Here is a 26,149-nt window from a genome sequence, read left to right as displayed (position 1 = left end):
TTTATTCTTTGAAGTAGTAATACTCGCCAGATGACTTCTGCTCTCTGTCTTTTTGGGAGTCAAGTTTATTTGATCGTGGTCTTCCAGATCCAGGTTCTCTTCTGAATGTTATTCCAATCTCTTTCAAAAACCTATTCATTCCATCACGAAGAGAAAGTGGTGAAGAGGCTATTCCGGACACACTTGGCCTTCCAGAAAATACAATTGCTTTATCTGAAGTGTAGTCTAAAGAAACTAAGTCATGTTCAACTATAACCGCCATTAATCCTTTATCGCCTATAAATCTTCTCAATACCTTTGAAAAGTTAAGTCTCTGCTCAATATCAAGGTATGCTGAAGGCTCATCAAATAAATACAAGTCTGCATCCTGAGATAGGCACGTAGCTATTGCCACCCTCTGTAATTCCCCGCCAGAAAGTTCTGAAATTGAGTTATCTATAATAGGATCTATATCAAGAGGCCTTAGTATTTCAGCTTTGTAGATATTTGTGTGAAATTTCTCCTTAGCAACTTCCGATAGCAAATTCCTTACGGTGCCCTCATACTCTCTTTTAATATATTGAGGCTTATATGACACTTTAAGTTCTGTTTCAAATTTATTGTCATTGTCAGGCTCTAATACTCCAGCAAGTATTTTGATAAATGTACTCTTACCTGTGGCGTTTGGCCCAACAATACCAATTACTTCACCCTTGTGGAGGATTCCACCTTCAGTTTTAAGTGAAAAGCTTTCATAATTCTTTTCAAATGACGGATACTCTAAAAGCACCTTCTTTGATTTTAGAGATTTTTCTTCCTTTTGATAAAACTTAATTGATTCTTCTCTAAATCTAACGTTGTCTTCTTTTATGTAGCCATCGAGGTACATGTTGATTCCAACTCTTACCCCAAGTGGCGTTGAAACAATTCCGTATACCCCCGGTTGCCCATAAAGGATGTGAATATTATCGCTCAAATAGTCTAAAATTGCAAGGTCGTGCTCAATTACGACAACAGTTTTTTGTTCTGCGAGATTTCTTATTGATTTGGCAACATTTAACCTTTGCTTTATATCAAGATAGGATGTTGGCTCATCTAAAAAATAAATGTCAGCGTCTTTGGACATTGAAGCAATTACAGCAACCCTTTGCAATTCTCCCCCGCTCAGCACAGAAATATCCTTGTCTAAGGCATCGTTTAAACCGAGTTCTTGGATAAGCTCTTTTGAAATCCCTCTTTCATCAACCTTTTCAAGGAGCTCCCCCGTATTTCCTTTTACAACTTGAGAAAGTTTGTCCACATATTGGGGTTTTAGTGAGCTCTTAATATTTTTGGCCTCAATTTTTTCAAAATACCCCTGGAGCTCTGTTCCTCTAAAGTAAGAGGTTAGATTTTTCATCTCTTTTGAGGCATAATCTCCCATATTTGGGTAAAGCTCTCCTGAAAGAATCCTAATTGCTGTTGTCTTGCCAACTCCGTTTTGGCCTATAAGACCCAATACCTTTCCTTCTTTTGGGATTGGCAATCGATAAAGCCTAAAGGTATTTGGGCCATACTGATGTATTGGCTGAGAAAGTTCTTCAGGCAAATTTACTATGGAAATTGCTTTGTAAGGGCATTTATGAATGCATATGCCACACCCAGTGCACAAGACCTCAGAGATAATGGGTTTTTTTGTTACTTCATCGACTATAATAGTCTCTTCGTTCATTCTAGGCCCAGGACAATAATTAAGACACAATAAATTACACTTTTTTGGTTGGCATTTATCATAATCTATTACCGCAATTCTCAAAGATTTCACCTGAAAAAAAATAATAAATTTTAAGCATTAAATAAGATTATCCAAAACATTAGCCAGCTTCCGAGAAATGAAAAAATTCCTGATTTTAAGATGCTACCTGCGGTGCCATATTTTGTCATATCAACGCCAATGACCTTAACGAGGTACTGTGAAGCATAGAATATAACAAAAGCTATGATAATACTCGCATAACCAGGTAGTGTGGACATCCCCGAGATTACACCTGCTATAAGTCCAGTTAAAGCAAAAACAAGCCCTATTTTATGACTGTCATCCATAAAAACTCACCATTTAAAGAGATGAGAAGTGTTACATTTAAAAAGTTTATTATGGTCCGACATATTTTATGTCAAATATAATATTCGTAAATCTTAAATTGGATAAATAGATATTATTTTTGTGATTTGATGAAGAGATTATTCTTATTTGCCATTATTCTTTCTTTTATTGCTTATCCCATATCGGCTGAGTATGTTGACCTTAAATTATCATACCCAAATAATGTAGAAAAGGGGGAAGAGATAGCGATCACATTTGAGATTATAAATCAATCAAACGATAGGCTCTGGGATGGAACAATAATGATTGAAGAGTTATTTATGGATGAATACAAGGCTTACATTCAATCGAGCAGAGACTATCAAAATAATCCTTTCAAATTCTCAATTATTGAACCTGGTCAGAGTATCAAAGAAACATTTGTATTGACCTTTGAAGGAGATATTCCCTTAAAACAAACGAAATTTAACATTGTGCTGAAATGTGGTAAAGGCGCATGCAGGGGAGGTTGCAGGCCTTTTTACTTGGAAAAGCCTGTAGAGATAACAATTATAGAAAAACGGGCCGAAGCTGTTCTAAAATTAGACGCTAATGATTTCACAACTAATAAGGGTGAAACTTTAGAAATACCGTTCAAACTAGAAAATATCGGGATAATCCAGATGAGGAATATCAAAGTAGAGATTAAAGGTGACGTTGTATCCGATGAAATAGTTAACTTTGCCCATCTAAATCCTGGAGAAGAAGTCTTGGATAGAATAAGTATTTCAATTGATGAAAATGATTCTAGAACTTCTTTCAATTCCATAGTTATAGCAAGATTCCAAGAACCCGCAGGCAAAGAGGGAATAACTTATGAGAATATAATAATTAATGTAATTGAAAAGGAAAAGGTAGAAGATCTCAATACTACTGAAGCGAATAATGAAGTTATTAAAGAGCCCAATACCCAGAACCCTAGTCTCTTCTATTTTTTTCTGTTTCTATCGATTGTTGCGATAATTGCAGTTATTTTATTCTTGATACGCCTGTTTAAGAGATAATTTTTTAAATAATTTCATTTCTTTCTCGTAAGGTGCTTTATTGTCCTCTGAACTTATACGTACTACTGACTCCATATGCCCGATTTGCCAAAAAAGAATTAAAGCCGATATCAAAGATTTTGGAGGACAAATTTTAATGGAAAAAACGTGCCAAGAGCACGGTTTCTTCTCAGATATCCTTTCAGATGATGCTGAGTATTATAAAAGGCTTCAAAGGCTTGACCAGATTGCCGAAAATTCTGTTGAAATAACAACAAATAAGAATAAAGGATGCCCTTATGATTGCGGATTATGCCAAGATCACTTGACCCCGTCTATTTTCGTTAATATTGATTTGACAAATAGGTGCAATATGAGTTGCCCTGTATGCTTTGCAAGCGCGGGCGCAACTAAAAGATTGTACGAGCCTTCCTTTGAAGAGATAAAAAAAATACTTGAAAGAATAGCTTCAGTAAAACCAAATCCACCGTTTGCAGTCCAGTTTTCAGGCGGCGAGCCCACTTTGAGAGATGACCTGCCCGAGATAATTGAAACGGCTAAGAGCATGGGCATTTCACAGATTCAAGTAGCAACGAACGGGAAAAGATTTGCTAAAGATCCAGATTATTTAAAAAAAGTTATTGATTCTGGGATAAATACATACTATCTTCAATTTGATGGGTTGAATCCCTCTTCTTACAAGAAATTCCGTGGCTATGACACTTTTCCGGAAAAGAAAAAAGCCATAGAAAATTTAAGAACTTTCGGAGAAACAAGTGTTGTCCTTGTTCCTACCGTCTCGAAAGGTGTAAATGACCAAGAACTTGGAGACATAATATATTTTGGAAGGGACAACTTCGATGTTGTTAGAGGAATCAACTTTCAGCCTCTATCTTTCTCCGGTCGTGCAAGCCAAGAAGAAATAAAAAAATACAGGATAACGATAACAGATTTGGTAAAACTAATTGAAGCCCAAACAAATGGAGAGATTGGAAAAGAAGACTTTTATCCCATCCCGTTTGTAGTCCCAGTATCGATGTTTGTTGAATCTTTAAAAGGTATATCTATGCCCCACTTCACAACACATCCCCAGTGCGGTGTTGCAACTTATGTATTTGTGGAGAGTGGAAAACTTATACCTATCACTAGATTTGTAGATGTTGAAGGATTCTTTGAATATCTCAAAGAAAGAAATGAAAAAATAAAATGTGGCGGGAAAATAAGAAAAGGAATTGAGATATCAAGAATTTTAAAAGATATGAGCTCTTTTATTGATAAGGAAAAAATGCCAAAAGACTTAAATCTTTTAGATATTACAAAGGGCGTTTTAAATGGTGGGGGGAAAGAATATCTTGCAAAACTCCATCATAAGTCACTATTTATTGGAACTATGCACTTTATGGATCCATTTAACTTTGATCTAGACCGAGTGAAAAGATGTGCAATACATTATGCCCTGCCTGACGGTTCATTTATTCCTTTCTGTAGTTACAATTCAATTCATAGAGAGAATATTGAAAAAAAGTTAACTACGCCAATCGACGAATAGTATTTCACCGAAAGATATTTATTAGGCCCTTAACTCTTCAAGATTGGTGAGTATATGAAAAGAGGAAGTATTGTATTCGCCCTGATATTTTTAGTTACAATTGCTACCTTCTCAGGGTGTGTTTCACAGAAAGAAGAAAATGGTGTAGATGTTAATACGACGCCAGGGCAAACTGGCAAAACAGTTTCTTATCTTAAGGCTAGGATTAATATTTCTCAGCCATATGACCTTTCAGATTTAAATTCATCACGACAAAAGGTCGTCATAATTAGAGATAGTGGAATGAGACTTGAGGCTATAGTTACTTTATACGGCGAGACCTATACATTTGATGATACTACTAGGATACCTATTATAGAGACTGAAGAAGATGCTTTGAAAGCACTCAATAGTTTTCCAGAAGAAGTTTTACCTTATGTTGTAGGAATAGAATTAGATGAAGGGATTTGGGGAACTGGAACGGTCCACTGGACTGAGCATATGCGTAACAATATCGCATTAAGATATGCAAAAGAAGACGCAGATTATAATTTATATGGAACTGCCGTTTTAATAATGAAAGACCAAAGAGACATAATTAGAGTTGATGAAAGCCCATATTTAAGCAATGGTTATGAATACTGGTGGATGCAAGGCGCAACTGAAACTCTATCTACTAGTAAAGCATTGGGATCTGGGCCATATACAACATTATATACATCTCTAATGAGATCTATGATGATTCCAACAAAAATAGTATACGGACTTTACTATGACATTGAAGAAGGTGGAGTATGGAAACCTTACTCGTGGAATGAACTCTACATTAATGGCAAATGGATACCTGTTGACCCATATAGACAACAGATAGGAACTCTATCAAGATACTACATGACTTTGGACGAAACAGTTGATCTAGTAGAACTTGACTTCTCTTGCTATAGAAGCAATTTAGAAGGAAAAGGATGTAAGCCTTATACCATAGAGATTCTCGAGCAGGGAACAGTTCTAGAAAGCGAAATCAACAAATAAACTCTTTTGAATTTAAATATTTCTTTATTATATTAACAATTTTTTCAGCAAGCTTTTCCTTTTCTTCTAAAGTTAAGTGGGAGACCTTTTTTGTTTTGTCTATAATAAAGACTTCATTTGTTTTTGACTCAAATCCTCTCATCTCTCTTCCAACATCATTTGCAACAATCAAATCTATGTTAGAGTTTTGGAGCCGGTCATAAGCCTTTTTAATAAGTTGGTCTTCTGAAACAGAATACTCTGCTTTAAATCCAACTATAAATGATTTTGACTCTTTTGAAAACTCTTCTATTATTTTTTTGTTTGGGGTGAGTGTTATACCAAATGGTTGATTTGAGGATATCTTGCCACTGGAACAATTATCAACATGAAAATCAGATGTCGCCGCCGCAAAAATAGCTATGTCCACTTCTTTGTTCGACATAACAGCGTTAAACATCTCCTCATATGTTTCAACGTGATGAGTTTTAACATAAGAACTTAGTTGGGTGGGCCCTAATACTAAATTGACTTCTGCCCCCCTCATATCAAATTCTTCTGCAATCTTTATACCCATTAATCCGCTACTTTTATTTGTAATAAATCTGACGTCATCAATCTTTTCTATTGTGGGGCCTGCAGTTACTAATACTTTTTTGCCTAGGAAATCTTTAACATATAATCTTTTTATGACTGCTGTCACAATATCATCTATTTCAGGAAGCTTTGCCTTGTTTTCTTCAAACTTTGGAGTGAGAAATTCAACACCGTATTTTTTCAGCTTTTCAATGTTTTCTAGAATAATTGGATTTCTATACATCGAACTATGCATAGCAGGAACGATTATAATTGGGATTTTACCAAATCCTGTAGAAACAACTGTTGTGACTGGTGTATCATCTATGCCTGATGCTATTTTTGAAATTGTATTTGCTGTTGCAGGTGCAATCAGTATTAAATCGCATCTCTTATCATGTTCCCCTGCATATGAAACATGTTCTATCTTGCCGGTAATCTCATCAACAACAGGATTTCCTGTACCGAACTCAAGTGCATATGGGTGGATTATTTTTTTTGCATCACCGCTCATGACTGCATATACCTCTGCACCATGCCTCATAAGCTCCCTAGAAAGTTTAACAGATTCGACTGCGGCGATGCTTCCAGTAATCCCTAATACAATACCTTTTCCGGCTAACTTGCTTGACTTGCTCCCTTTTATTGACTTTCTATGCATCACAATTCAAATGGCCTAAATCTTTATAAAAATTGTTATTATCTACATTGAATAGGTGGGTAAATGACTAATAATCTCTTGGTTTATGATACAAAATATGGCTCTACTGGGGTAATTGCTAGGTGGATATCCGAAGAAATGGGAGATATTGTTGTTAAAAAATGCTCAGAAGTAGAGTCTATTGATGATTACTCGTTTGTGGTAATAGGTTCGCCAGATTATGATGATAAACCTCTCAAAAGTGTAAGTGAATTTATTGAAAAATTTAGAGATGAGCTTAAAGAAAAAAAGATAGCAATTTTTGTTGTATGTAACGATATCGAAGAAACAGAATATCAAGGCAAACAAATAGGCGGTAGGTTCAATCTAGAGATAATAAAAAGAGAACTTCCAAAAGGAAATATAGTTTTAGAGGAAGTGCTGGGTGGAGTATTTAATCCTAAAATCCTTGACGATCAAGATCAAGAAAGAATAGTGAACTTCTTTAATGAAATTGGCAAATCCCTCAAGAGAGAAGACCTAGTTTTCATGCCTGTGATGAATAAACTTGATAAAGATAGATGTAAACAGTTTGTTAGTAAACTTAAGGAGATTTAAAGGCATTTTATGTACAATTCAGAATATTATGTTCCTTCGCATATAACTGGGTTTTTTGTTCCTTTCTTTAGTGAAGACTATTTAAAAACTGGATCAACCGGTGCTGGAGTTTCACTTTCTTCTGGCCTTAAGACTAGAATTAAAATAATTGAAGGTGGTGGCAAAGTTGATGTCTTTTTAAATGGAAGTAAGGCCATAAAAAACAACACACCGGTATCTTTGAAATGCTTAAATATAATCAAAGAAAAATATCCAAAATACTTCTTCAATAAAGATGTTATAATAGAGCATGAGAGTGATGTTCCTATTGGATCTGGATTTGGGGCATCTGCTTCAGCCGCCCTTGGGATTTGCTTCTCAATTAAAGATTTGATAAAGATTTCGCCTAGAGAATGCATAAGAATTGCACATGAGGCTGAAGTCAAGAGCCTGAGCGGTCTTGGGGATGTAGTGGCTGAAGTAAAAGGAGGTGCTGAGATAAGGAAAACTCCAGGTGTTGATGGAATAATTGAAAATATCCCCTCGGATGATCTAAAGGTAATGGCTATAAGTCTTGGAAAGAAAAAAACAGAAAGCGTATTGAAAGATTCTGAAAAAATGAAGATAATCGAAAAATGTGGAAGTAAATTATTAAAGAGGCTTATTAGCGAGCCTAATATTGAAAGATTGATGCAATGCTCAAAGACCTTTACATACAAAACCGGTATAATGTCACAAGAGATTTTGGATTTAGTTAAGATCGTTGGAGAAGTTAATAGTTACGATGCTTCGGGTATTATGATTGGAGAAGGGGCATTTACCTTTATTAATAAAGAAGATGAAAATAGAGTATTGGAAAGTATAATAGATATTAAAGGAGACATCATTGTTTCTCCTATAGCTTCAGGTTTATTATAGGTGCTATAATGGATATATCAAAAAATCACCCACGTTATGAATCGCTTCTTTTGAGGGAGAAAATAAAAGATTGTCTGAAAGAAGGTATTCTTTCAGAAGTTGGGGTAGCTGCACATGGTAGGGGAGAAGCTTTTGACTACTTATTAGGGGAAAGAACTACAGGAGAAGCAGATAAAGCGATAAAGGCTGCCGCCATCATGATATGCAAAGCTAAAACCCCAGTAATATCTGTAAATGGGAATATCGCATGTCTTGTTCCAGGGGACATTGTTGAGCTATCAAAGATTGTACCTTTGAAAATAGAAATCAATCTTTTTTATAGGACTTATGAAAGAGAAATTAAAATTAAAAAAAGATTGGAAAAATATGGCGCAACAACTATACTAGGCGTTGGAGAAAATGCAAATGAATCCATACCGGGACTTGATTCTCTAAGGGGCAAAGTGTCTGAAGAAGGTATCTTCAATTCCGATGTTGTTATCGTTCCTTTAGAAGATGGGGACAGGGCTTTGGCACTTAAGAAAATGGGGAAAAAGATTATAGCTATTGATCTAAATCCTTTTTCAAGGACCTCCTTATGCTCTGATATAACAATAGTTGACAACGTTGTTAGGGCAATGCCCCGGCTTATTAAGGAGATAAAGAAATTTAAGGATAAACGTATTGAAAAAGATATTGAATTTGACAATAGCGAGAATATTAAAAAATCGATTGAAATAATGAAAAATAATCTTATTCATTGGGAAGAAAAAATAAATGAAAGGTGATTCTATTAGTATAATAATCCTTCAACTTGCATTAGATATATTAAATCTTGATCGTGCCATCTCAATGGCTAAAGAAGCGGCCCCAGGAGGCATAGATTGGATTGAGGCAGGAACCCCTCTAATAAAAAGTGAGGGCATGGAAGCCATAAGAGAACTAAAGCGTATTTTTCCAGATAAGAAGATAATTGCAGATATGAAAACAATGGACACAGGTGACTTTGAAACTGAGATGGCGTCAAAAGCCGGCGCCGACATAATCTCAATATTGGGTGCTTCTGATGACAGTACAATAAAAGAGGCAATTAAAGCAGCTAAGAAGTACAATTCTGAGATTATGATTGACTTAATCAATGTCGAAAACAAAGTAGATAGGGCTAGTGAAGTTCAGAAAATGGGTGCAAAATATGTCTGTATTCACGTTGGGATTGACCAACAGATGAAGGGAGAAGATCCATTGCAGGATATAAAAGATGTAAAAGGGGCAGTGAACATTACAATTGCAACTGCCGGGGGATTAAATTCTGAGAATATTCCCGATGTAGTTTCTGCTGGGGCAGACATAGTTATTGTTGGTGGCTCTATTACAAAGGCTTCAGACCTTCTCGAAGCTACAAAAAGAATCAGAAAGAGCATTGATCTCGCAAAACCTATTGAGAGTTTAGAATTTAAAAAATATAAAAAAGAAGAGCTAATAGAAGCCCTAAAAAAAGTATCTTCTTCTAATGTCTCAGATGCCATGCATAGAGGTGGCGCAATGAAAGGCATACACACTGTTGTACCCGGACTTAAGATGGCAGGAAAAGCATTGACTGTTAAAACTATGAATGGTGATTGGGCAAAGGTAGTTGAAGCAATTGACCTAGCAGAGAAAGGAGAAATACTTGTCATAGATACAAATTGTGGCAACATTGCCGTATGGGGAGAGCTAGCAACTTGGAGCGCTTTTACCCGAGGACTTGGGGGGATTGTAATAGACGGTGCTGCAAGAGATATCGATGACCTAAAAGAAATACGTTTTCCTGTATTTGCAAGGTATGAGACCCCCGATGCAGGGGATCCAAAAGGCTTTGGGGAGATAGGATGCGAAGTCGTATGCGGCGGCCTTAAAGTAAACAAAGGGGATTATATAATAGGAGATGACAGCGGAGTTGTGGTAATTCCTCAAGAAGAAGCCCAAGAGATAATAAATAGGAGCCTTGATGTCAAAGAAAAGGAAAACAGGATAAGAGAAGAAATTAAGAGGGGCTCGACTCTATCAAAAGTGCTAAAGCTTAAAAAATGGGAAAAAATTGTTGGCTAGATTCAAAAACGAAAAATTTATATAGAATCTATCTCTTTATGACATATCATTATATGATATATCGGTGCCCATATGACATTTAGACAAATTCACAATAGTTTTCATTATTTTCATATTTTAGATACATTCGGGCTTTGGTTATTTAGCAAGAAGGAGCTATGTGGCTACGACGTAATAAAAGAGTTTGAAAGTAGGTCGAAAGGCACTTGGAAACCGTCTCCGGCTTTAATTTATCCTAAAATATTGATATGGGTATCCGAAGGATTAATTGAAGAAACGAATAAAGGAACTAGAGGTAAAAAATATTATAAAATAACTCCGAAGGGAAATATAAGATTAAATCAGAAAATGGGCAATCTTAAAAGAGATCTCTTAAATTATGAAGATTTTCTGGGGGAAGTTTTTGAGGTGGGTATATGAAAGAGCTAAGAGATACCCTTTTTGGAAAACTTGCACTTATCGAATACAAGTACAGTAAGATTATTGTAGTCTCAATGCTACTGATAACTATTTTTTTATCCTTTGGCGCATTAAACTTAAAGTTTGAATCTGATTTCATGAAAGAACTTCCCCAAAACTTTGACGTTGTAAAAACTCAAAATCTCATTAACAGTGAATTTGGCGAAGAAGAAGGAATTATAATTCTATTGGAAACTGATTTTGATGTTGTAGGCGATATACGAAACAAACAAAGTCTTGAAAGTATATATGAGCTTGAGAAAAGGTTAAGCTCCAGACCAGAGATAATCGACGTGATTGGCCCCGGGACTGTCTATTATTCCATATTTAGAGATATTCCTTCAGATGAAATGTCATTGAGGGAAGTGGCAAAAACTATACCGGGATTGATATCAAAAGATTATACGTCAGCTATAGTCATGGTCAGGATGAGCGGGGTAAGGAGCGAAGAGGAAATTCAAGCTGCAATCGACATAGTAGAGGAAGAAACTGAAAAAGTACAGTTATACGGCTTGGATTATACAGTAACAGGATCCCCTGTGTTAAATAAAACTATTCTTAAAATTTTGAGAGAAGATTCATTGAAAACTATGGCAATATCCGCAATAATTGTATTCCTATTACTGAGCTTAATACTTAGATTCAAATCATTCTTTGTTATTATTCCTCTTATTTGCGGGATAGTGTGGACTGCAGGAATTCTATCCTATATTGGGATCCCAATAAGCCTTGTAACAGCTAGTGTTGGCGCTATTGTCATAGGTCTAGGTGCCGAATACGGGATATTTATGGTATTACGTTACAACGAGGAGGCAAAAAAAGACAAGCCAAATGAAGAAAGAGTTGTGGCTATGGTTGCGGGCGTTGGCCGGGGCACCATAGGTTCAAGTGCAACGACAATCGCTGGCTTTATGGCCCTAGCGCTTTCTTCGATGCCTATGATGGTCCATCTTGGAACTGCTTTATCCTTAGGAATAATAAGCTGTCTTATTGGAGCTTTAGTTTTTTTACCTTCAATTATGGCTTTGAGGAAGTGGTAATATGTCACGTTACGATAAACTAATAAGAGATTTTTCAGATATTCACGGGAAAAATCCCAAGAGGCTCCTTATATTATCATTTATTATAACTATTATTTTAGGCTCTGGAATATCCCTCATCAAGATAGAACAAGGAGACGATATGAGCCAGCTGCCCAATGATATTGAAGAGATTAAAGTATTCATGAAGATGGAGGACAAATTTGAAAGGTATAACTCTATTATTGTTGTAATCAACTCAGAAAATGTATTTTCTCCAGACATATTGAAGGAAGCCTATCTATTGAATCAAGAACTTATGAATGTCTACGGCATAGAAGGCTCTTCTTTTGACCTTAAGCTTGATGAAATATACTTGCCAAAAGAAGAACTCAAAAATCGGCTTGAAGTTTCCGATAGCCTAGGGTATATGCTGATACGACTTAATGTTATGAAAGGTGTGGATAATATCCAAGTATATGACGACGTAAAAGAAATAATCTCAAAAACTACATTGACTGTACTCCCCGGAGGCGACATAGCGATGAACAATGAACTAACGGACATAATCTTGCCCGAAATGTCAAAGATATCCACATTTGGTATGATAGGGGTCTTGCTGTGTGTTATTCTAACCTTTAGATCCATAAGATATGGTATAATGCCTTTGATATGCGTTGGATTGGGAATAGTGTGGATGATGGGGATATCGGGCTTCGCGGGTATTTCTTTAAGCTCCGAACTTGTTGGCGTTGTTTCAATGATGGCTGGAATAGGCATAGATTTCGCAATACAGACTATAAATAGATATAATCTTGAAAGGACTCCAATAATTATTGAGAAAATAGTGAAGACAATGGAAGGTGTTGTTGAACCAATTGTAGTCTCATCTATTGTTGCGGGATTTGGATTCATTGCAATGCTAACGGGATCTTTATCGATACTAGATACCATGGGGAAGATGTTATTCATTGGAGTTTTCAGTTGTATGGGTGTCACGCTTATCTTTCTCCCATCTTTTTTAGTAGTTCAAGAAAAAATATTTCAAGATACAAAAAAATTAATCAAGAAAAAAATGGAGGTATATAATGAAAAAGATTAGTATATTTTTAATCGGAGTTTTTTTAATTAGTGTTTTTGCACCAAGCGTTTGTGCAAGTACAGATGCCGTAATTTATTCAGGTTACCTTTATGACAATGAGTTTATATTTGTTGGGCCTTATGCTGTAGCCCTTACCGAATATAAAAACACTATGGCCTCGTTTATGGTCCTAGAAGGAACAGCTCCTGTTAGTCCTTTGGGTGTTTATATATCAGAAGGGGAATCACTCAAAGCAAATGATATCACGATTAATTTAATTGATGTTTCTAAAGTTGGGGTGAATGTAATAATCAAAGGTCCTGTTGGATATAAAATCGGCAGGAGTCAGTATGAGTTTATAATTAATGAAGTAAAAACAAATCCGCTAAATGTAGAGCCTGGTGAGACTTTTGATCTTGAAATTTTACTTTCTAATGAAGGTTCAATGAAAGCCTACACAGTGAAAGCAAGTTTGACTGTTCCACCAGCTGGTACGATAGTTCCTTTTATGCCTGAGAACACATCCGATTCTATTTATATTGGGGATCTTGAAGCTAGAACGGAAAAGTTACTTTCATTTAAATTAAGGGCGAATGAAAAAATAACAGCGGGCAATTATCCGATGACGCTTGTCCTTTACTTTTACGATGGCTCAACACCTTACCCAAGACCATATACGATCCAGTTTGGCCTAAGAGTTTCTGGAAGAACTGAGATAATGGTAGTTAATTTTTCATCTGCCCCCGAAAATGTGAGGTCTGGAAATGAAAATGTAAAGATAAAGGTAAATCTTGCAAATCAGGGGACTGAAAGTGCGAAATATGTAAAGGCTTACCTTGACTTAAAAGAGCCTTTTTCATTATCAAAATCTTATGAAAGCTCATACAATCTAGGGACACTTCCTGGCGGACAGTCAAAGGATGCAGAGTTTCTGATAAATGTTGACAAAGATGCAAAGAAAATGACTTACATGGTACCAATAATTGTTGAATACAGAGACTCTTCAAACAATCTTCTAAAAGAAGAGTTTGAATTAAACTTAGACATAAAAGGAAAACCTGAACTTGAGATAACGGAATATCGCTTGATGCCAGAGTCTGTCAGAGCTGGAGGAAGTGCAAAGATTTACCTTACAATAGAAAACCAAGGGGAAGAAAAGGCAGAATCGATAATCGTTGAGGCGATAGAAAGGTCAGAGCAACCGTTTGACTTCACATCAAAAAATGATTATATTGGTGTTCTTGAACCTGGGCAGAAGGCAGAAGTTGTATTGGCCACCGATGTCAAATCGATAGCAGAGGAAAAAACCTATCAATTAAATCTTAGAATTAGGGCCGTTGGAGACAAAGAAAAGCAGGACTTAAACGTATACCTATTCCAAAAGACCATAGATATACCAGTAGAGAAATCAGTAAGTAATATAAGAATTGCCGTAATGGTGGGGCTCATAATAGTATTGTTAATCGGAGGATACTACGGATACAACAATTATATAAAGAAAAAATAATGAATCGATATCGGTGGGACTATGAAAAGGGGCCTAATACTTCTTTCAGTTATTCTATTCTCTATATTTTTTCCATTTAATGTAGGCTCCTCTTCAGTTCCTGGAGATGATTTCTTTTTCGATGGTGACACAGTAAAGTCAATGATAGTCGTCGGTGAAACGGCAACATCTTCAGATATCATATCAGCGTCAAAATTAGCTTTTCTTATTGCCAACAGACATACTGAGAGAATTGAAAACACGATCTATGAAGAGTATAAAGTCTCTTTGAAGAACTTGAATGCTAGCGACGTAATAAGAATTGATCCTGCTAACACATCTGTGAATTCTGTTAAGGTCGCAGATGGATTGAAATCACTATGGTGGGATGACGGCTACAAGTATTCTTCATCTTTGTATCCATATGGCGATGGAGATAAGGTATTTGATTACAACGAAACGCATGAAGAGATATTCATTAAACTTTCAGATATCGATGTTCCTGATGATTATTGTCTTGATTTTAATATATCTGATATAATATACAGGGTAAAATATATCCATACACCGTTTCAAAGAAAGATCTTCGCTGGATGTGGAGGGCCATTGTATGATGTACCCTATAACTCCTATAAAATTAGATTGTTTGAAAAAGAATACCCAATAATTAATAACGGCGTATACCGCTCTAAAGATCAGAATATAAGTTACTTTATTTATGGCATTCCTATTTATTCACCGGATACTATATTTAATGTAGGGGACACCAGGGTATTCGGCTGGTACACTGTAACCCTTCTTGACATTCACAGCCCAACTACTGAAGAAACTTCTAAAGACGGCAATTTTAAGGTTAAAAGCGGAGGAAGCTTTTCTGGTGAATACAAAGTCTATCTTAGAGTATCTGACTTTACGGGCAAGAGTAATGACTTCTTAATGGTGATGGATGCAAATAGCTCAAGGTGCTGCACCTGCGTTGGCCTATGTGACCCTAAAGGAGGGTATGGCTCATTTACAACTGTTCCAACGAAGCAGTATGAGAATGACCCATATCTCATATTTGAACGTGGTACTAGAGTTATCGATGGTACTGAAGAAACTATATGGACGGTACCAGTTTTTTATATAGATGGAATAAAAGTCTTTGAAGGCGCAGATAAAAGTCTACTTGCAGAATTTGATGTTTATTCTCTAAAGGATTATGGTGCTATTGAAGAAACACCATGTTGCATGCCGTTTGTTACATACCCCAATGATTATAATCTAACGATATCAAACCTCTGGGAAGATATTATCGCCTTAGGAGTTGATATCAACGGTGATGGAAATCTATCTCCTGAAGAACAGCAGATACCTGTATTTGAGACCCCAGGAGAAGAATGCAACGCTTCGATAAAATTCCCTGCTACTTTACCCGTCTACATTAATCCAGGAAAGGACGGGAAATATGGGACATGCGATGATTTTCTTGATTTAAATCCGTTGCATCCAAGATTTAAAAAGTGCAACTATGACACAATTGACGTGATTTTGTGTGACAAAATTGATCTAACATGTTGCGACCCGCAAGTAGTATACGGCCCAAAGAACTATTTCAAGATGGATATACTCGACTCAAACTACAAGCAGAAGGATGGAAATGGCATAGAACTTGAAGTCAGCCAGAAAAAATCAAAACTATATTTGTTCTATGATGCAACAGTCAAGATTGAACCCGCCTCTCTCATAAAAAGAGACATAGACGTCACTGGTGCTGACAAGGTGAAGAAGAACCTCATTCTGATTGGAAACGAAAACAGTAATATCATAATAAAAGACCTATACGATGCAGGTGCATCCAAGGTTCTATGGTCAAGATCATTTGGTCAGTGGGAATACCTAAGAAATGTCTTCTATGAAAACAGTGTGTTAATCGTTGGTGGCAGAAACGGCGAGGCTACAAATAATGCTCTGGAAGATCTAATGAAATTATTGTTTGTTTGATTGCCAGAACATCTTGGTCCTAGCATAAACTCTTTCGGCAGCAAGGATGTCTTTGAAAAGGTCTTCCTCATTTTTTCTATCTTTTACCAATATTCTTTTCGCCGTTCTTGGACCTATTCCAATCCCTGCTAAAACTATTATGGCCTTTTTGCCATATGGAAGAATCAAATCCGCTGAATCCTTAATCTCTTTCAAGGTCTTTTTTTCTTCCTCGTCTATTTTTCCTTTGTAACCTTTATGGACTATTTCTAAATCTTCCCGTCTCCTCAAAATCCCAACATACCGTGCTCCGCATTGAGGGCATTTTGGATTATCCTCAAAATTATTTACAGAAAGAGTTGTTTTCCATTTTCTGCAGTGAAGGCATGCAACTGTGACTCGTTTCTCGAGGAGCCTTTTTTTCAGGTATTTTATAATCTCTTTATCAGGTCTTTTTGGATGCAAAAGTTCAAATGAAGACCCTTCAAGCAGATACCTTGTAAAAGTAGATGGCTCAGTATTTTTATTGATAATTATACTAATTTTTCCATTTTTTAGATCATAGATAAATTTCTTTACAGGTTCAATATCAAGTTTGTCGTGGTATAACTCATTTAATGTTTCTTCGTAAAGTGGTGTATTTCTATAGAGCTTTAATATGTTCTTCATCAAGTACTTGTCAGAATTTGCCCTTATAACCCCAAATCTCTTTGCTATCTGTATCATTTTCCATTCAAACAGTGGTGTGTTCTTCAAGACTATATCAAGGATAGGTATTACATGGTCTTCATTTAATTCAAGAAGAGTATTTTTTACTACGCTGCCACCATCTTTGATTCCAACAGGAAATTTTATCATTATATGGTATGGATCGGTCCTCATACCTATAGATTCCCCAAATCTCTGTGCCAGGAGAGATGTTATGACTCTACCCAGTGTATCATTTGCTTTGGAACCGTTAAAGACGTGCAGGATGACAAACTCCCCTATATCTTCAATCACTAGGGAATTCTTAGAGTAAGAGAAGTATTTTGATTGCTCGTCAAGCAATTCATATAGGATTTTTTTTGTATCGTTAGTTAAAGGCAATCCTTCTATCTTCAATTTATCATCAAAAATTTCAAAAACATCTCTTGAGACAAAAAGTGGAACTGGAATAAGTTCACCTTCCCAAGAAGGGATTGCACCTACAGACCTAGTTTCAGTTACCTCAATTTTTTCTTCTTCAATGTTTAATACCTTCCATGTCCTACCACGAACTATAAAGTTTCCACCAACCTCAATATTTGACACGATAAAATTCTCATCTAGAACACCGAGGGATGATCCAGTCCCAACTTCAACAACTCTATACTGTTTTGTATCTGGGATCATTGATAAGTTCTCATAATAATAAAACATGCCCTGTTTGGATCTTTTGTAAGTTATTCCGTTATTAATCCAAATCAGCTTTATGCTTTCTAAAAAATATAATACCCTCCAGAATTCTTCATTGCTCATGTTTCTATACGGATAGGATTTTTTAAATAGAGAATAAGCTTCTTCAATTGAGACTTCATTACTTTCCATTGAAAGCCCTATTATCTGGTGGGATAGTACATCAAGGGATTTTTCAGGTATCTCTGACCTTTCAATCCGATAGTTTAATGCATTTTTTGCTATTACTGCAGATTCACATATTTCTTCATCACTTGAAAGGATAATCCCTTTTGAAACAAGATATGTTTTGTGTCCTGCTCTGCCAACTCGCTGCAAGAGCTTTGATACCTGTCTAGGGCTCCCATACTGTATAACTAGATCAACAGCACCAACATCTATGCCAAGCTCCATGCTTGAAGTGCATACTATGCCCTTGATTTCTCCATTCTTAAATCTAGTTTCAACATCAATCCTAGTTTCTTTGGATAGTGAGGAATGGTGAACATCTATAAAATTCATTTCCATCAAATTAAATCTTGATGAAAGAGTTTCGGCCATTTGACGGGTATTGACAAAAAGAAGAATGCTTTTGTGGGCGTCAATTAACTCCTTAATTCTCCTAATCGATGATGCAACATAAGGGGATATTTTTAAATTTTCTGCGGCCATTATATCTTCTTCAAAGATTTCAGGAGTTTCAACTTCAATGTTAAACTCTTTTTTTATCTGAGATTGGATTATCTCAACTTCTCTCCCCTCTCCTACTAAGAATTTTGCAACTTCCTCTTTGGATCCAACAGTTGCAGAAAGGCCAATCCTCTGGATTCTCCCATTTTTTAATCTTTCAAGCCTCTCAAGAGCTAGGCTTAGCTGAACACCTCTTTTGTCCTCGGCTATTTCATGTATTTCATCGACTACAACAGCGAGCACAGATTTCAGATGTTCTCTTAGCTTCTTTCCGGTAAAAAGCGCTTGAAGTGTTTCTGGGGTGGTGATTAAAATATCCGGAGGATTCAAACTCTGCCTTCTTCGCTCGCTCTGAATTGTGTCGCCATGTCTTGCTTTGATTGTAATTCCCATCGCTTCCCCTATTTTTTCAAGCCTTAATAGAAGGTCCCTATTAAGGGCCCGGAGCGGGGCTATATACAGAATCTTTATGCCTGGCACATTGCTGTCTTTGACTAGTTTAAGCAACGGGAGAATCGCGGCCTCTGTCTTTCCTGCGCCTGTAGGGGCCATCAATAATACATTTTTTCTAGCAAGTATCTGTGGAATTGAGCTTTTCTGGATATCAGTAGGAGACGTAATATTAAATTCTTTTAATACATTGACAATATCTGTCCCCAAAAGTTCAAAACTCATGACCACACCTACTTAGAACTTACCAAAGCATTTTTAAATTTAATTTATTGGTTTAAATTATGGACCTATATCCAGTAATAAATAAGCCTGCTATAATCATTGAATCCGATAAGAGGTATCTTGTTGTTGCTGATCTGCACTTAGGTAAAGAGTACGAGTATTATAAAAAAGGGATTAAGATCCCAGATGTCGGACAAAAAATGAAGGCGGATTTATTAAAAATAATAAAAAGAAAAAAGGTAGAGGAGCTTATACTATTAGGGGATATCAAACACAATCTTCCATTTACATCCTATTTTGAGAAATTAAACCTACCTAAATTCTTAGAATTTGACATCCCGGTAAAACTGATCAAAGGGAATCATGATGGAAATATAGAAGAGATAGTTGATAACGAGGTCATGAAATCCTTCAGAATAGACGACCATGTTTTAACTCATGGCCACATCCTTATTGAAGGTAGCAATTTGATTATGGGGCATATCCATCCCGTAGTTGAATTTGTTGACTCAAACGGAAAGATTACTCGTTTGAAATGTTTTCTTAGAATAGAAGGCCCACAAAATATAATCATTTTGCCATCTTTTAATCCAGTTATAGAAGGTGTATCAATAAACAAAGACGAAGAGATACCCGGACCTTACTTTGAGAGTGGCAGATTAGAAATAAAAAATTTTGATTGTTACCTTCTTGACGGAACCTATATGGGTAAAGTAGGGGATATTTATCACTGAGCCTTTCCACAGTCCGTATCTATCGCCTCGATTGCATCCCCGATTAACATTCCTTCGTTTTGATCAATGTATTCTTCAATTCTCTTCAATAGGTAATCCTCTTCAATTTTTTCAGACATACTTGATACCAAGTCTTTTCTAATTTCACCGATTACTTTATCAGCAGTTTCTCCAAGCTCTTTTGAAACTGTGTAACATTCGTTAATTATGTGGGCACAAAGGACTTCGCATGTCTTTTCAATGTACAGTTTATTGTGATAGATATTGTTTATCACATCAATTAATTTTGCATATTTATCAAGTCTATTAATATAATATTTCTTTGTTTGTATTACGATATTCTTTATCATTGCTCCAGATATTGTCTCTTTTATTGGAACGTTGATAAGCCCAAGTTTTTCTATATTGCATATTCTATTCTTCTCATATAGCTCAGTCAATATGGTGTCCTTCATAACTTCAGCAAACTTCTTGACTGATCCGTACTTTTCAATTTCAAGTGAGTGCGGGATTAATTGGTCTGGTTTTAGATATATGTCCAAGACTTTTTCTCCGGCGTCTCTTGTGTCAGGCCTTCCTATCCGAATGTGCTTATCAATTCTCCCTGGCCTCAAAATTGCAGGGTCTATAATATCTGGCCTATTTGTAGCTATTATAACAATTACATCCCCCATCTCCTCAAGACCATCAAGAAGCTGTAAGAATTTATTTACTATTGGATTTTCAAGTCTTGCAGCCTCTGAGCCTGATTCTCTTTCAGGTACAAGACTATCGAATTCATAAAAGAATAAAACAGAGGGTGCCTTTTCTTCCGCATATTTGAATAATTCCTCAATGTTTTGCTGAGTCTCTCCAAACCATTTGCTCCTAAGTTCTTTGTCAACATTAATAAAATTTCTCGAAGAGATGGAGGCGGCGTAACGTGCGATTAGTGTTTTACCACACCCTGGGGGCCCATAAAGCATTATACCTTTAGTCCTCTCAATTTTTAATTTTTGGACTTTTTCTTTGATAAAATCATAACTCAATGCAGAACCAACGGCCTGATCAATCTCTAAAATGGCCTCGTCAAGCCCGCCTATTTCTTCTCTAATAACTTTAGGTTTCTTTTCAAGTAGAAGATCATCACCATATTTAACATTTGATTTTATATCGAGTATCTCCCAATCTTTTGAATTTCCAAACAACGTTACTGTGGCTCCAGCCTTGAGATATTCGTTCTTTGAATCTACAAAGTCCCCTATGTCTAGCATCATCTCATGATAAGTATCAAATCTCACTGTTGCATATCTGCCTTCAATTTTTATTATCTCACCAAGTGTTGTATCAACTTTGCCGGGGTGTCTTTCGAGTATTACAAATTTTCCCCCTTCCTTTGCCTCGATAAACTTGTACCTTATCTTGTCCCCTTTGTTAATATCTAAATCATCAATCATATAGGCTATTATCCTATAGTTTACATAATCAAAAATTTCATGCATCCCTTCTTTGTCAAGTGGCCTTACGTAAATACCAATCATAAAGGGAGGCTCATTTAACTCTCTTATCCTCTGCTCAAGCCTATTGATGCGCCCTTCAAGAAAAATCTTAATTTCATTTTTTAGCATTCCCCGTTCATGCTGAATCTGATTAACTATCTCTTGGGAAGAGGATATGAGTTGTTTAATTTCTTCTTTTTCAAGGACTTTTTGGGAAAATCCTTTTTCTTTTAAAATTTCAACAAGATCAAAATACTCATATTCTTCTTTTAGATATGCCCTAATCTTTTCTGTCTTTTCTACGTCAGGAGATTTCACAAAAAAAAATAGAACTCAATCTTTTAAAAGTGTTTGCAAATTAATCAGATTTAATAATTAAACAAATGCCATGCTACCATAGCCCAATAATCGAACATAGACCCCAAGTCCTAAAATCAAGACAAAAACACACATTGTTGCATAATCTCTTTTTTTAAGGGATATTTCTTTTAAGAATGTCCTTTCCCCGTATCCAAATCCTCTTGATTCTATAGCTATTGCAAGCTCTTCAGCCATTCTTATTGATCCTATTATCAATGGAGTAATAATTGGAATGTAGTTTCTTATTCTTTTGAATATTGGGCCCTTATCCAATTCCAGACCCCTTGACCTCTGGGCGTCCATTATTGTATAGGTTATTCCTGCTAACGTAGGGACGTACCGGAGAGATATAGCTAAAGTCAAACAGTATTCATATGGAACTTTGAATTTCATTAATCCTAGAACAAGGTCACGCTGAAGCGTTGTCATCAAGAGAAGAAAAGTTGCGGTGATTATTGCAAAGATTCTAAAGGTCATTGCAAGCCCCATCCGTATGCCATCCTCACTGACACGTATCTTCCAGTATTCAAAAATTATATTTCCTGTTGGCTGGAAAAAAGGCCATAATATCAATGACATTAAGACAAGTGGGAGTATTGGTCTTATGTATGTAGCCAATCTCCTAATTTTGATTTTACAGAGAAATCTTATCATCAATAAGACTGAAACTGCAATGACGCCAAGATAGAGTGGATCTTTGTATAAAAGTGCAAGGCCAAAAATCGATGAAAGGATGACTATTTTTGTTCTGGGGTCAAGGTTGTGAAAAAATGAAGATTCCTTGACATACATCGAGTATTTAATCATAATAAGTAAATAAAAGATTTAGATTTAAACTTTTAGGGTTTATCTGTGCCTATAATTACTGTACCAAGATTTTCTCCTTTGATGTTGTATTTCTCTTTAAAGAATAGGTCCGTTGGTACACAGAGACTTGCTGAAATTCCATTCAAATAGTTTAGTTCTTCTAACTCTTGGGCTGGAATCACAAAATAAGGTTTGCCTTGGGCCCTTACATTAGTGAATATAACAAACTCCTCCCCCATAAAAAGGACATCGCCTCGTTTCTGATATTCTGGAATCTCATCCTTTCTTAATAGTTTACCAAGAATATTGCCCGAAGGGTCTTTCATCAATGTCAGGCTTTGACCGTGTTTTCTATCTGAAAAAGTTTCATCGATGAAAATTAGGAATACTACACTTTTTGATAAAACTTCCCAGACACCTTCATTGATAAAGTCCATCATTCCTCCGGCAGCCTTATTCTTTTCTGCCTGAATCTCAAATTCTCTGATTTTATCTATGTCTTCAGGCGATAGCAAGAAGGCGTCTAGGACACCCTTTACGGACTTCAAACGTATTAGTATATCTTCTTCAATCCCCATGTTTATCATCAAAGGTAGCCTTTTGCTTTTAGAAGCTCGGCATTTAGTATTCCTCCGCCTGCAGCACCTCTAACTGTGTTGTGAGAAAGGCAGACAAATCTTATGTCAAATACTTTACATTCTCTTAGTCTTCCGACAGTTACCGCCATGCCTTTATCAGTGTCTCTGTCTTTTCTTGGTTGTGGTCTATTGGGTTCTTCTCTATAGATAATTGGCTTTTTTGGTGCAAACGGCAAGTTCAACTCTTGAGGTTCAGAGCGGAATTCTTTCCAGATTTTTCTAATCTCCTCAAGTGAAGGTTTTTTTGCGCCGAATTCAAGGCTTACACATGCTGTATGGCCATCAATTACTGGAACCCTATTGCAGTGAGCAGAAATTTTCATACTTGTATCATTTACAATTTTTCCATTTACAATCTTTCCCATAATTTTCTGAGGTTCTATTTCAGATTTTTCTTCTTCCCCAGAAATAAATGGAACCATGTTGTCTATCATGTCAAGTGAGGGTACTCCAGGATATCCTGCTCCTGAAACTGCCTGCATTGTAGTAATTATCATTCTTTTTACTTCATATCCTGCCTTGATTAATGCATAAACAGGAGCCATATAACTTTGTAATGAGCAGTTTGGTTTTACAACTATGAATCCTTTATCCCAACCGTTTGCTTTCTTTTGCTCAAGGATAATCTCAATATGATTACTATTAATCTCAGGGATTAACATTGGCACATTATCGACATGCCTGTTGGCTGAAGCATTAGAAAAAACTGCTATCCCAGCTTTGGCATATGCTGATTCAAGTTCTTTGATTTTTTCCTTTTCCATTTCAAGAGCAGAGAATACCAAGGCACATTTTCCAATTGCTTGGCTTACATCATTTGCATCCCTAACGATAAGCTTTCGAACATTTTCAGGTGGGTCTGAAATCATTTGCCATTTCCCCATTACAGCTTCTTCATAGCTTTTGCCCGCACTTTTTGGTGATGCTGCAACATATGTAACATTAAACCATGGATGATTATCTAATAATCTTATATAATTTTGACCTACCATCCCGGTAGCCCCAATTACCCCTACATTGATTTTTTCCATATTATTCACCTTATCATATTACGTAATTCTTTAACACTCCTATTCCTTCTATTTTGGCCTCAACTGTGCCCCCTCTGTTCATTGGGCCAACTCCCGGTGGTGTGCCAGTTGCAATGACATCACCTGGTTCAAGGGGCATTATTTCAGATATAAATTCTAACAACTCATAACAATTAAATATCATGTTCTTCGTTGAAGAATCTTGTTTTGTGATTCCATTTAACTTAAGCGATATTGGGAGATCAAAGGGATCTATATCAGTTTCAATCAGAGGGCCTATTGGAGCAAATGTATCATAAGATTTTGCTCTTGTCCATTGTATGTCCTTCCTCTGTAGGTCTCTTGCGGTAACATCGTTGAAGACTGTGTACCCAAGGATATAATCTCCTGCCTCATCTTTTTCAACATTTTTTGCCCTTCGCCCTATGACTACTCCAAGTTCAACTTCGTAGTCAACTTGATTTGAAGTCTCAGGATATATGATAGGATCTTCAGGCCCAACGACAGTGCTTGCTGGTTTAATAAACATGATGGGATTCTTAGGGATTTCCATTTTGAGCTCCTTGGCATGATCTACATAATTCAGGCCAACGGCCACAATCTTTGAAGGAGTTGTTGGAGAGAGCAATTTAACTAAACTGGGATCGATCTCATTTTCAGTTATTTCAAATCCTGAAAAGAAATCTCCTTTGATTTTTTTTATCACGTCGTTCTCTAAAATTCCTTGTTCTATCTTATCTTTGTAGTTGTACCTTAGGAGCTTCATTATCTCACCTTCTTATCTAACAATCGCAAACACGTCGCTCATTATTGCCGCAGCTGTCTCTATCTGGCCTGCGCCTCTTCCCATTACAGTTATGTCCTTGGAGAGATCAGTTTCAAACACAGCTACATTCAAAGTGCCTGTTACTGCAAGAGGGGAGTTTAGAGGAACTGGTGTTGGCTCAACTTTTGCACCCTTTTCTGTAACCTCTACCAGTAGTTTTATGATATTCCCGTTCTTCTTCGCCTCCAAGACATCTTCCATCATTATGCCGGTGATTCCTTTGACTTTAACATCGCTTAAAGTCATTGATTTGCCCATTAGAGCGTTTGAAAGTATTGTTGCTTTGCATGCCGCATCCCAACCTTCAATATCTTGGGCAGGATTTGCTTCAGCATAGCCTTTCTCTTGCGCTTCTTTTAATGCATCCCCAAATTTTTTTCCTTCAAACGCCATGTTGGAAAGAATATAATTTGTAGTACCATTTAATATGCCTTTTACGGAAATAATCTCATTTCCTTTTAGTGCTTCCTGCGCAAGATTTAACACAGGCATTGTCCCTCCAACGGTCGCTTCATATCTTAATTCTTTTCCGCTCTTTTCTTTAGCCTTGATTACTTTATCATAGTGAAGCGCTAAAGGTCCTTTGTTTGAGGTAACAACATGCATCCCTCTATCAAAGGCTTTCATGACATGATTCAATCCCGGTTGGGCGTCTTTGATATTTGTCGGTGTAACTTCAACGACAATATCGGCATCCATATTTTCTACTGCCTGTTCCCCGTTCCATTTTTTATCCTTTGAAGAATCGGGATAATTTATCATAAGTGATCTTTCTTGATTATGATCCATCAACTTAGCAAGGTCAATTCCATTTTCATCGTAAATTGAGTTTAGCATGTCGGCAACGCATACAATCCGGACATCGACACCATACTTCTTTTTGTATTGCTCTGCTCTGTCCCTTACTACTTTGCATACTCCTTTACCAACTATACCGAAACCAACGACTCCCAAACGTACTTTCTTCATATTAAACAGTCCTCTTAAATATAGTGAATACTCTATTTTTATTCTTTATTTAAGAGTTTCGGGAAATTATAATTTTATTATTTCAATTAGGAAAAAT

The 26,149-nt window shown here is 36.4% G+C and carries 23 protein-coding genes; 13 read left to right on the top strand and 10 right to left on the bottom strand.

Features of this window, described 5'->3' with window-relative positions; genetic code table 11:
• Nucleotide 1: 1 nt before the first annotated feature.
• A complete protein-coding gene (locus PLI06_03490) occupies nucleotides 2-1,774 on the bottom strand; it encodes a ribosome biogenesis/translation initiation ATPase RLI (protein HOI76660.1) in 1,773 nt (590 codons plus the stop codon).
• Nucleotides 1,775-1,803: 29 nt separating this feature from the next.
• On the bottom strand, nucleotides 1,804-2,061 hold the full coding sequence (locus PLI06_03485; GenBank protein ID HOI76659.1) for a hypothetical protein: 258 nt from the start codon (nucleotides 2,059-2,061) through the stop codon (nucleotides 1,804-1,806).
• 129 nt (nucleotides 2,062-2,190) lie between these two features.
• Here PLI06_03485 and PLI06_03480 point away from each other — a divergent pair, with 129 nt between their 5' ends.
• The 3 genes from PLI06_03480 to PLI06_03470 are packed head-to-tail and all read left to right on the top strand — an operon-like array spanning nucleotide 2,191 to nucleotide 5,644.
• Entirely contained in the window at nucleotides 2,191-3,105 is a 915-nt protein-coding gene (locus PLI06_03480) for a hypothetical protein (protein HOI76658.1), read from the top strand.
• A 40-nt stretch (nucleotides 3,106-3,145) separates the two neighbouring features.
• Nucleotides 3,146-4,633: a radical SAM protein gene (locus tag PLI06_03475; protein ID HOI76657.1), complete on the top strand. Its 1,488-nt coding sequence runs from the start codon at nucleotides 3,146-3,148 to the stop codon at nucleotides 4,631-4,633.
• A gap of 54 nt (nucleotides 4,634-4,687) precedes the next feature.
• Nucleotides 4,688-5,644, top strand: coding sequence for a transglutaminase-like domain-containing protein (locus PLI06_03470; protein HOI76656.1), 957 nt, complete (start codon nucleotides 4,688-4,690; stop codon nucleotides 5,642-5,644).
• Here PLI06_03470 and coaBC read toward each other — a convergent pair.
• The gene (coaBC, locus tag PLI06_03465) at nucleotides 5,634-6,866 is read right to left on the bottom strand and encodes a bifunctional phosphopantothenoylcysteine decarboxylase/phosphopantothenate--cysteine ligase CoaBC (protein HOI76655.1); all 1,233 of its coding nucleotides are present in this window, start codon (nucleotides 6,864-6,866) and stop codon (nucleotides 5,634-5,636) included. The two genes, PLI06_03470 and coaBC, sit on opposite strands and share 11 nt — an antisense overlap.
• A 57-nt stretch (nucleotides 6,867-6,923) precedes the next feature.
• On the opposite strand from coaBC, the gene PLI06_03460 reads away from it, so the two are divergent.
• From PLI06_03460 to PLI06_03420, 9 genes are all read left to right on the top strand, one after another.
• The gene (locus tag PLI06_03460) at nucleotides 6,924-7,457 is read left to right on the top strand and encodes a flavodoxin domain-containing protein (protein ID HOI76654.1); all 534 of its coding nucleotides are present in this window, start codon (nucleotides 6,924-6,926) and stop codon (nucleotides 7,455-7,457) included.
• A 9-nt stretch (nucleotides 7,458-7,466) separates the two neighbouring features.
• Entirely contained in the window at nucleotides 7,467-8,354 is an 888-nt protein-coding gene (locus PLI06_03455; GenBank protein HOI76653.1) for a pantoate kinase, read from the top strand.
• A gap of 8 nt (nucleotides 8,355-8,362) precedes the next feature.
• On the top strand, nucleotides 8,363-9,121 hold the full coding sequence (locus tag PLI06_03450) for a phosphopantothenate/pantothenate synthetase (protein HOI76652.1): 759 nt from the start codon (nucleotides 8,363-8,365) through the stop codon (nucleotides 9,119-9,121).
• The gene (hxlA, locus tag PLI06_03445) at nucleotides 9,111-10,421 is read left to right on the top strand and encodes a 3-hexulose-6-phosphate synthase (protein ID HOI76651.1); all 1,311 of its coding nucleotides are present in this window, start codon (nucleotides 9,111-9,113) and stop codon (nucleotides 10,419-10,421) included. The genes PLI06_03450 and hxlA overlap by 11 nt, the downstream gene beginning before the upstream one ends.
• Before the next feature lie 72 nt (nucleotides 10,422-10,493).
• The gene (locus PLI06_03440) at nucleotides 10,494-10,841 is read left to right on the top strand and encodes a PadR family transcriptional regulator (GenBank protein HOI76650.1); all 348 of its coding nucleotides are present in this window, start codon (nucleotides 10,494-10,496) and stop codon (nucleotides 10,839-10,841) included.
• A complete protein-coding gene (locus PLI06_03435) occupies nucleotides 10,838-11,920 on the top strand; it encodes an MMPL family transporter (protein ID HOI76649.1) in 1,083 nt (360 codons plus the stop codon). Before PLI06_03440 ends, PLI06_03435 begins: the two co-directional genes overlap by 4 nt.
• Nucleotide 11,921: 1 nt before the next feature.
• Nucleotides 11,922-13,001 (top strand): MMPL family transporter, encoded by a 1,080-nt coding sequence (locus PLI06_03430; GenBank protein HOI76648.1) that lies wholly within the window; start codon nucleotides 11,922-11,924, stop codon nucleotides 12,999-13,001.
• The gene (locus PLI06_03425) at nucleotides 12,988-14,487 is read left to right on the top strand and encodes a hypothetical protein (protein ID HOI76647.1); all 1,500 of its coding nucleotides are present in this window, start codon (nucleotides 12,988-12,990) and stop codon (nucleotides 14,485-14,487) included. The genes PLI06_03430 and PLI06_03425 overlap by 14 nt, the downstream gene beginning before the upstream one ends.
• 21 nt (nucleotides 14,488-14,508) lie before the next feature.
• The gene (locus tag PLI06_03420; GenBank protein ID HOI76646.1) at nucleotides 14,509-16,449 is read left to right on the top strand and encodes a hypothetical protein; all 1,941 of its coding nucleotides are present in this window, start codon (nucleotides 14,509-14,511) and stop codon (nucleotides 16,447-16,449) included.
• Here PLI06_03420 and PLI06_03415 read toward each other — a convergent pair.
• A complete protein-coding gene (locus PLI06_03415) occupies nucleotides 16,435-19,209 on the bottom strand; it encodes a DEAD/DEAH box helicase (protein ID HOI76645.1) in 2,775 nt (924 codons plus the stop codon). The two genes, PLI06_03420 and PLI06_03415, sit on opposite strands and share 15 nt — an antisense overlap.
• A gap of 59 nt (nucleotides 19,210-19,268) precedes the next feature.
• Between PLI06_03415 and PLI06_03410 the strand changes: the two genes are divergently transcribed.
• A complete protein-coding gene (locus PLI06_03410) occupies nucleotides 19,269-19,943 on the top strand; it encodes a metallophosphoesterase (GenBank protein HOI76644.1) in 675 nt (224 codons plus the stop codon).
• Here PLI06_03410 and PLI06_03405 read toward each other — a convergent pair.
• The 6 genes from PLI06_03405 to PLI06_03380 are packed head-to-tail and all read right to left on the bottom strand — an operon-like array spanning nucleotide 19,937 to nucleotide 26,052.
• Nucleotides 19,937-21,739, bottom strand: coding sequence for an AAA family ATPase (locus tag PLI06_03405; GenBank protein ID HOI76643.1), 1,803 nt, complete (start codon nucleotides 21,737-21,739; stop codon nucleotides 19,937-19,939). The two genes, PLI06_03410 and PLI06_03405, sit on opposite strands and share 7 nt — an antisense overlap.
• Nucleotides 21,740-21,796: 57 nt before the next feature.
• A complete protein-coding gene (locus PLI06_03400) occupies nucleotides 21,797-22,588 on the bottom strand; it encodes an energy-coupling factor transporter transmembrane component T (protein HOI76642.1) in 792 nt (263 codons plus the stop codon).
• Nucleotides 22,589-22,620: 32 nt separating this feature from the next.
• Nucleotides 22,621-23,166, bottom strand: a complete 546-nt coding sequence (locus PLI06_03395) for a hypothetical protein (protein HOI76641.1) — start codon at nucleotides 23,164-23,166, stop codon at nucleotides 22,621-22,623.
• A gap of 8 nt (nucleotides 23,167-23,174) precedes the next feature.
• Entirely contained in the window at nucleotides 23,175-24,257 is a 1,083-nt protein-coding gene (gene asd / locus PLI06_03390) for an aspartate-semialdehyde dehydrogenase (GenBank protein HOI76640.1), read from the bottom strand.
• A 13-nt stretch (nucleotides 24,258-24,270) separates the two neighbouring features.
• On the bottom strand, nucleotides 24,271-25,023 hold the full coding sequence (locus PLI06_03385) for a fumarylacetoacetate hydrolase family protein (protein HOI76639.1): 753 nt from the start codon (nucleotides 25,021-25,023) through the stop codon (nucleotides 24,271-24,273).
• A 12-nt stretch (nucleotides 25,024-25,035) separates the two neighbouring features.
• Nucleotides 25,036-26,052 carry a homoserine dehydrogenase gene (locus PLI06_03380; GenBank protein HOI76638.1) on the bottom strand — a complete coding sequence of 339 codons (1,017 nt, stop codon included), beginning with the start codon at nucleotides 26,050-26,052 and terminating at the stop codon, nucleotides 25,036-25,038.
• Nucleotides 26,053-26,149 lie beyond the last annotated feature (97 nt).

Origin of the sequence: Methanofastidiosum sp., assembly GCA_035362715.1 — an archaeon.
In the GTDB taxonomy this organism is placed as follows: domain Archaea; phylum Methanobacteriota_B; class Thermococci; order Methanofastidiosales; family Methanofastidiosaceae; genus Methanofastidiosum.
Note: the sequence above shows the minus strand (reverse complement) of the source record. Positions and strands in the feature narration are given on the sequence as shown.

Excerpts from the sequence above, each read along its gene's own strand:
- asd (HOI76640.1), bottom strand. The coding sequence starts at position 24,257 with ATGGAAAAAATCAATGTAGGGGTAATTGGGGCTACCGGGATGGTAGGT.
- PLI06_03435 (HOI76649.1), top strand. The coding sequence starts at position 10,838 with ATGAAAGAGCTAAGAGATACCCTTTTTGGAAAACTTGCACTTATCGAA.
- PLI06_03470 (HOI76656.1), top strand. The coding sequence starts at position 4,688 with ATGAAAAGAGGAAGTATTGTATTCGCCCTGATATTTTTAGTTACAATT.
- PLI06_03450 (HOI76652.1), top strand. The coding sequence starts at position 8,363 with ATGGATATATCAAAAAATCACCCACGTTATGAATCGCTTCTTTTGAGG.
- PLI06_03420 (HOI76646.1), top strand. The coding sequence starts at position 14,509 with ATGAAAAGGGGCCTAATACTTCTTTCAGTTATTCTATTCTCTATATTT.
- PLI06_03410 (HOI76644.1), top strand. The coding sequence starts at position 19,269 with ATGGACCTATATCCAGTAATAAATAAGCCTGCTATAATCATTGAATCC.
- PLI06_03430 (HOI76648.1), top strand. The coding sequence starts at position 11,922 with ATGTCACGTTACGATAAACTAATAAGAGATTTTTCAGATATTCACGGG.
- PLI06_03455 (HOI76653.1), top strand. The coding sequence starts at position 7,467 with ATGTACAATTCAGAATATTATGTTCCTTCGCATATAACTGGGTTTTTT.
- PLI06_03460 (HOI76654.1), top strand. The coding sequence starts at position 6,924 with ATGACTAATAATCTCTTGGTTTATGATACAAAATATGGCTCTACTGGG.
- PLI06_03480 (HOI76658.1), top strand. The coding sequence starts at position 2,191 with ATGAAGAGATTATTCTTATTTGCCATTATTCTTTCTTTTATTGCTTAT.
- PLI06_03380 (HOI76638.1), bottom strand. The coding sequence starts at position 26,052 with ATGAAGAAAGTACGTTTGGGAGTCGTTGGTTTCGGTATAGTTGGTAAA.
- PLI06_03425 (HOI76647.1), top strand. The coding sequence starts at position 12,988 with ATGAAAAAGATTAGTATATTTTTAATCGGAGTTTTTTTAATTAGTGTT.
- PLI06_03485 (HOI76659.1), bottom strand. The coding sequence starts at position 2,061 with ATGGATGACAGTCATAAAATAGGGCTTGTTTTTGCTTTAACTGGACTT.
- PLI06_03400 (HOI76642.1), bottom strand. The coding sequence starts at position 22,588 with ATGATTAAATACTCGATGTATGTCAAGGAATCTTCATTTTTTCACAAC.
- hxlA (HOI76651.1), top strand. The coding sequence starts at position 9,111 with ATGAAAGGTGATTCTATTAGTATAATAATCCTTCAACTTGCATTAGAT.
- PLI06_03440 (HOI76650.1), top strand. The coding sequence starts at position 10,494 with ATGACATTTAGACAAATTCACAATAGTTTTCATTATTTTCATATTTTA.
- PLI06_03395 (HOI76641.1), bottom strand. The coding sequence starts at position 23,166 with ATGGGGATTGAAGAAGATATACTAATACGTTTGAAGTCCGTAAAGGGT.
- PLI06_03415 (HOI76645.1), bottom strand. The coding sequence starts at position 19,209 with ATGAGTTTTGAACTTTTGGGGACAGATATTGTCAATGTATTAAAAGAA.
- PLI06_03385 (HOI76639.1), bottom strand. The coding sequence starts at position 25,023 with ATGAAGCTCCTAAGGTACAACTACAAAGATAAGATAGAACAAGGAATT.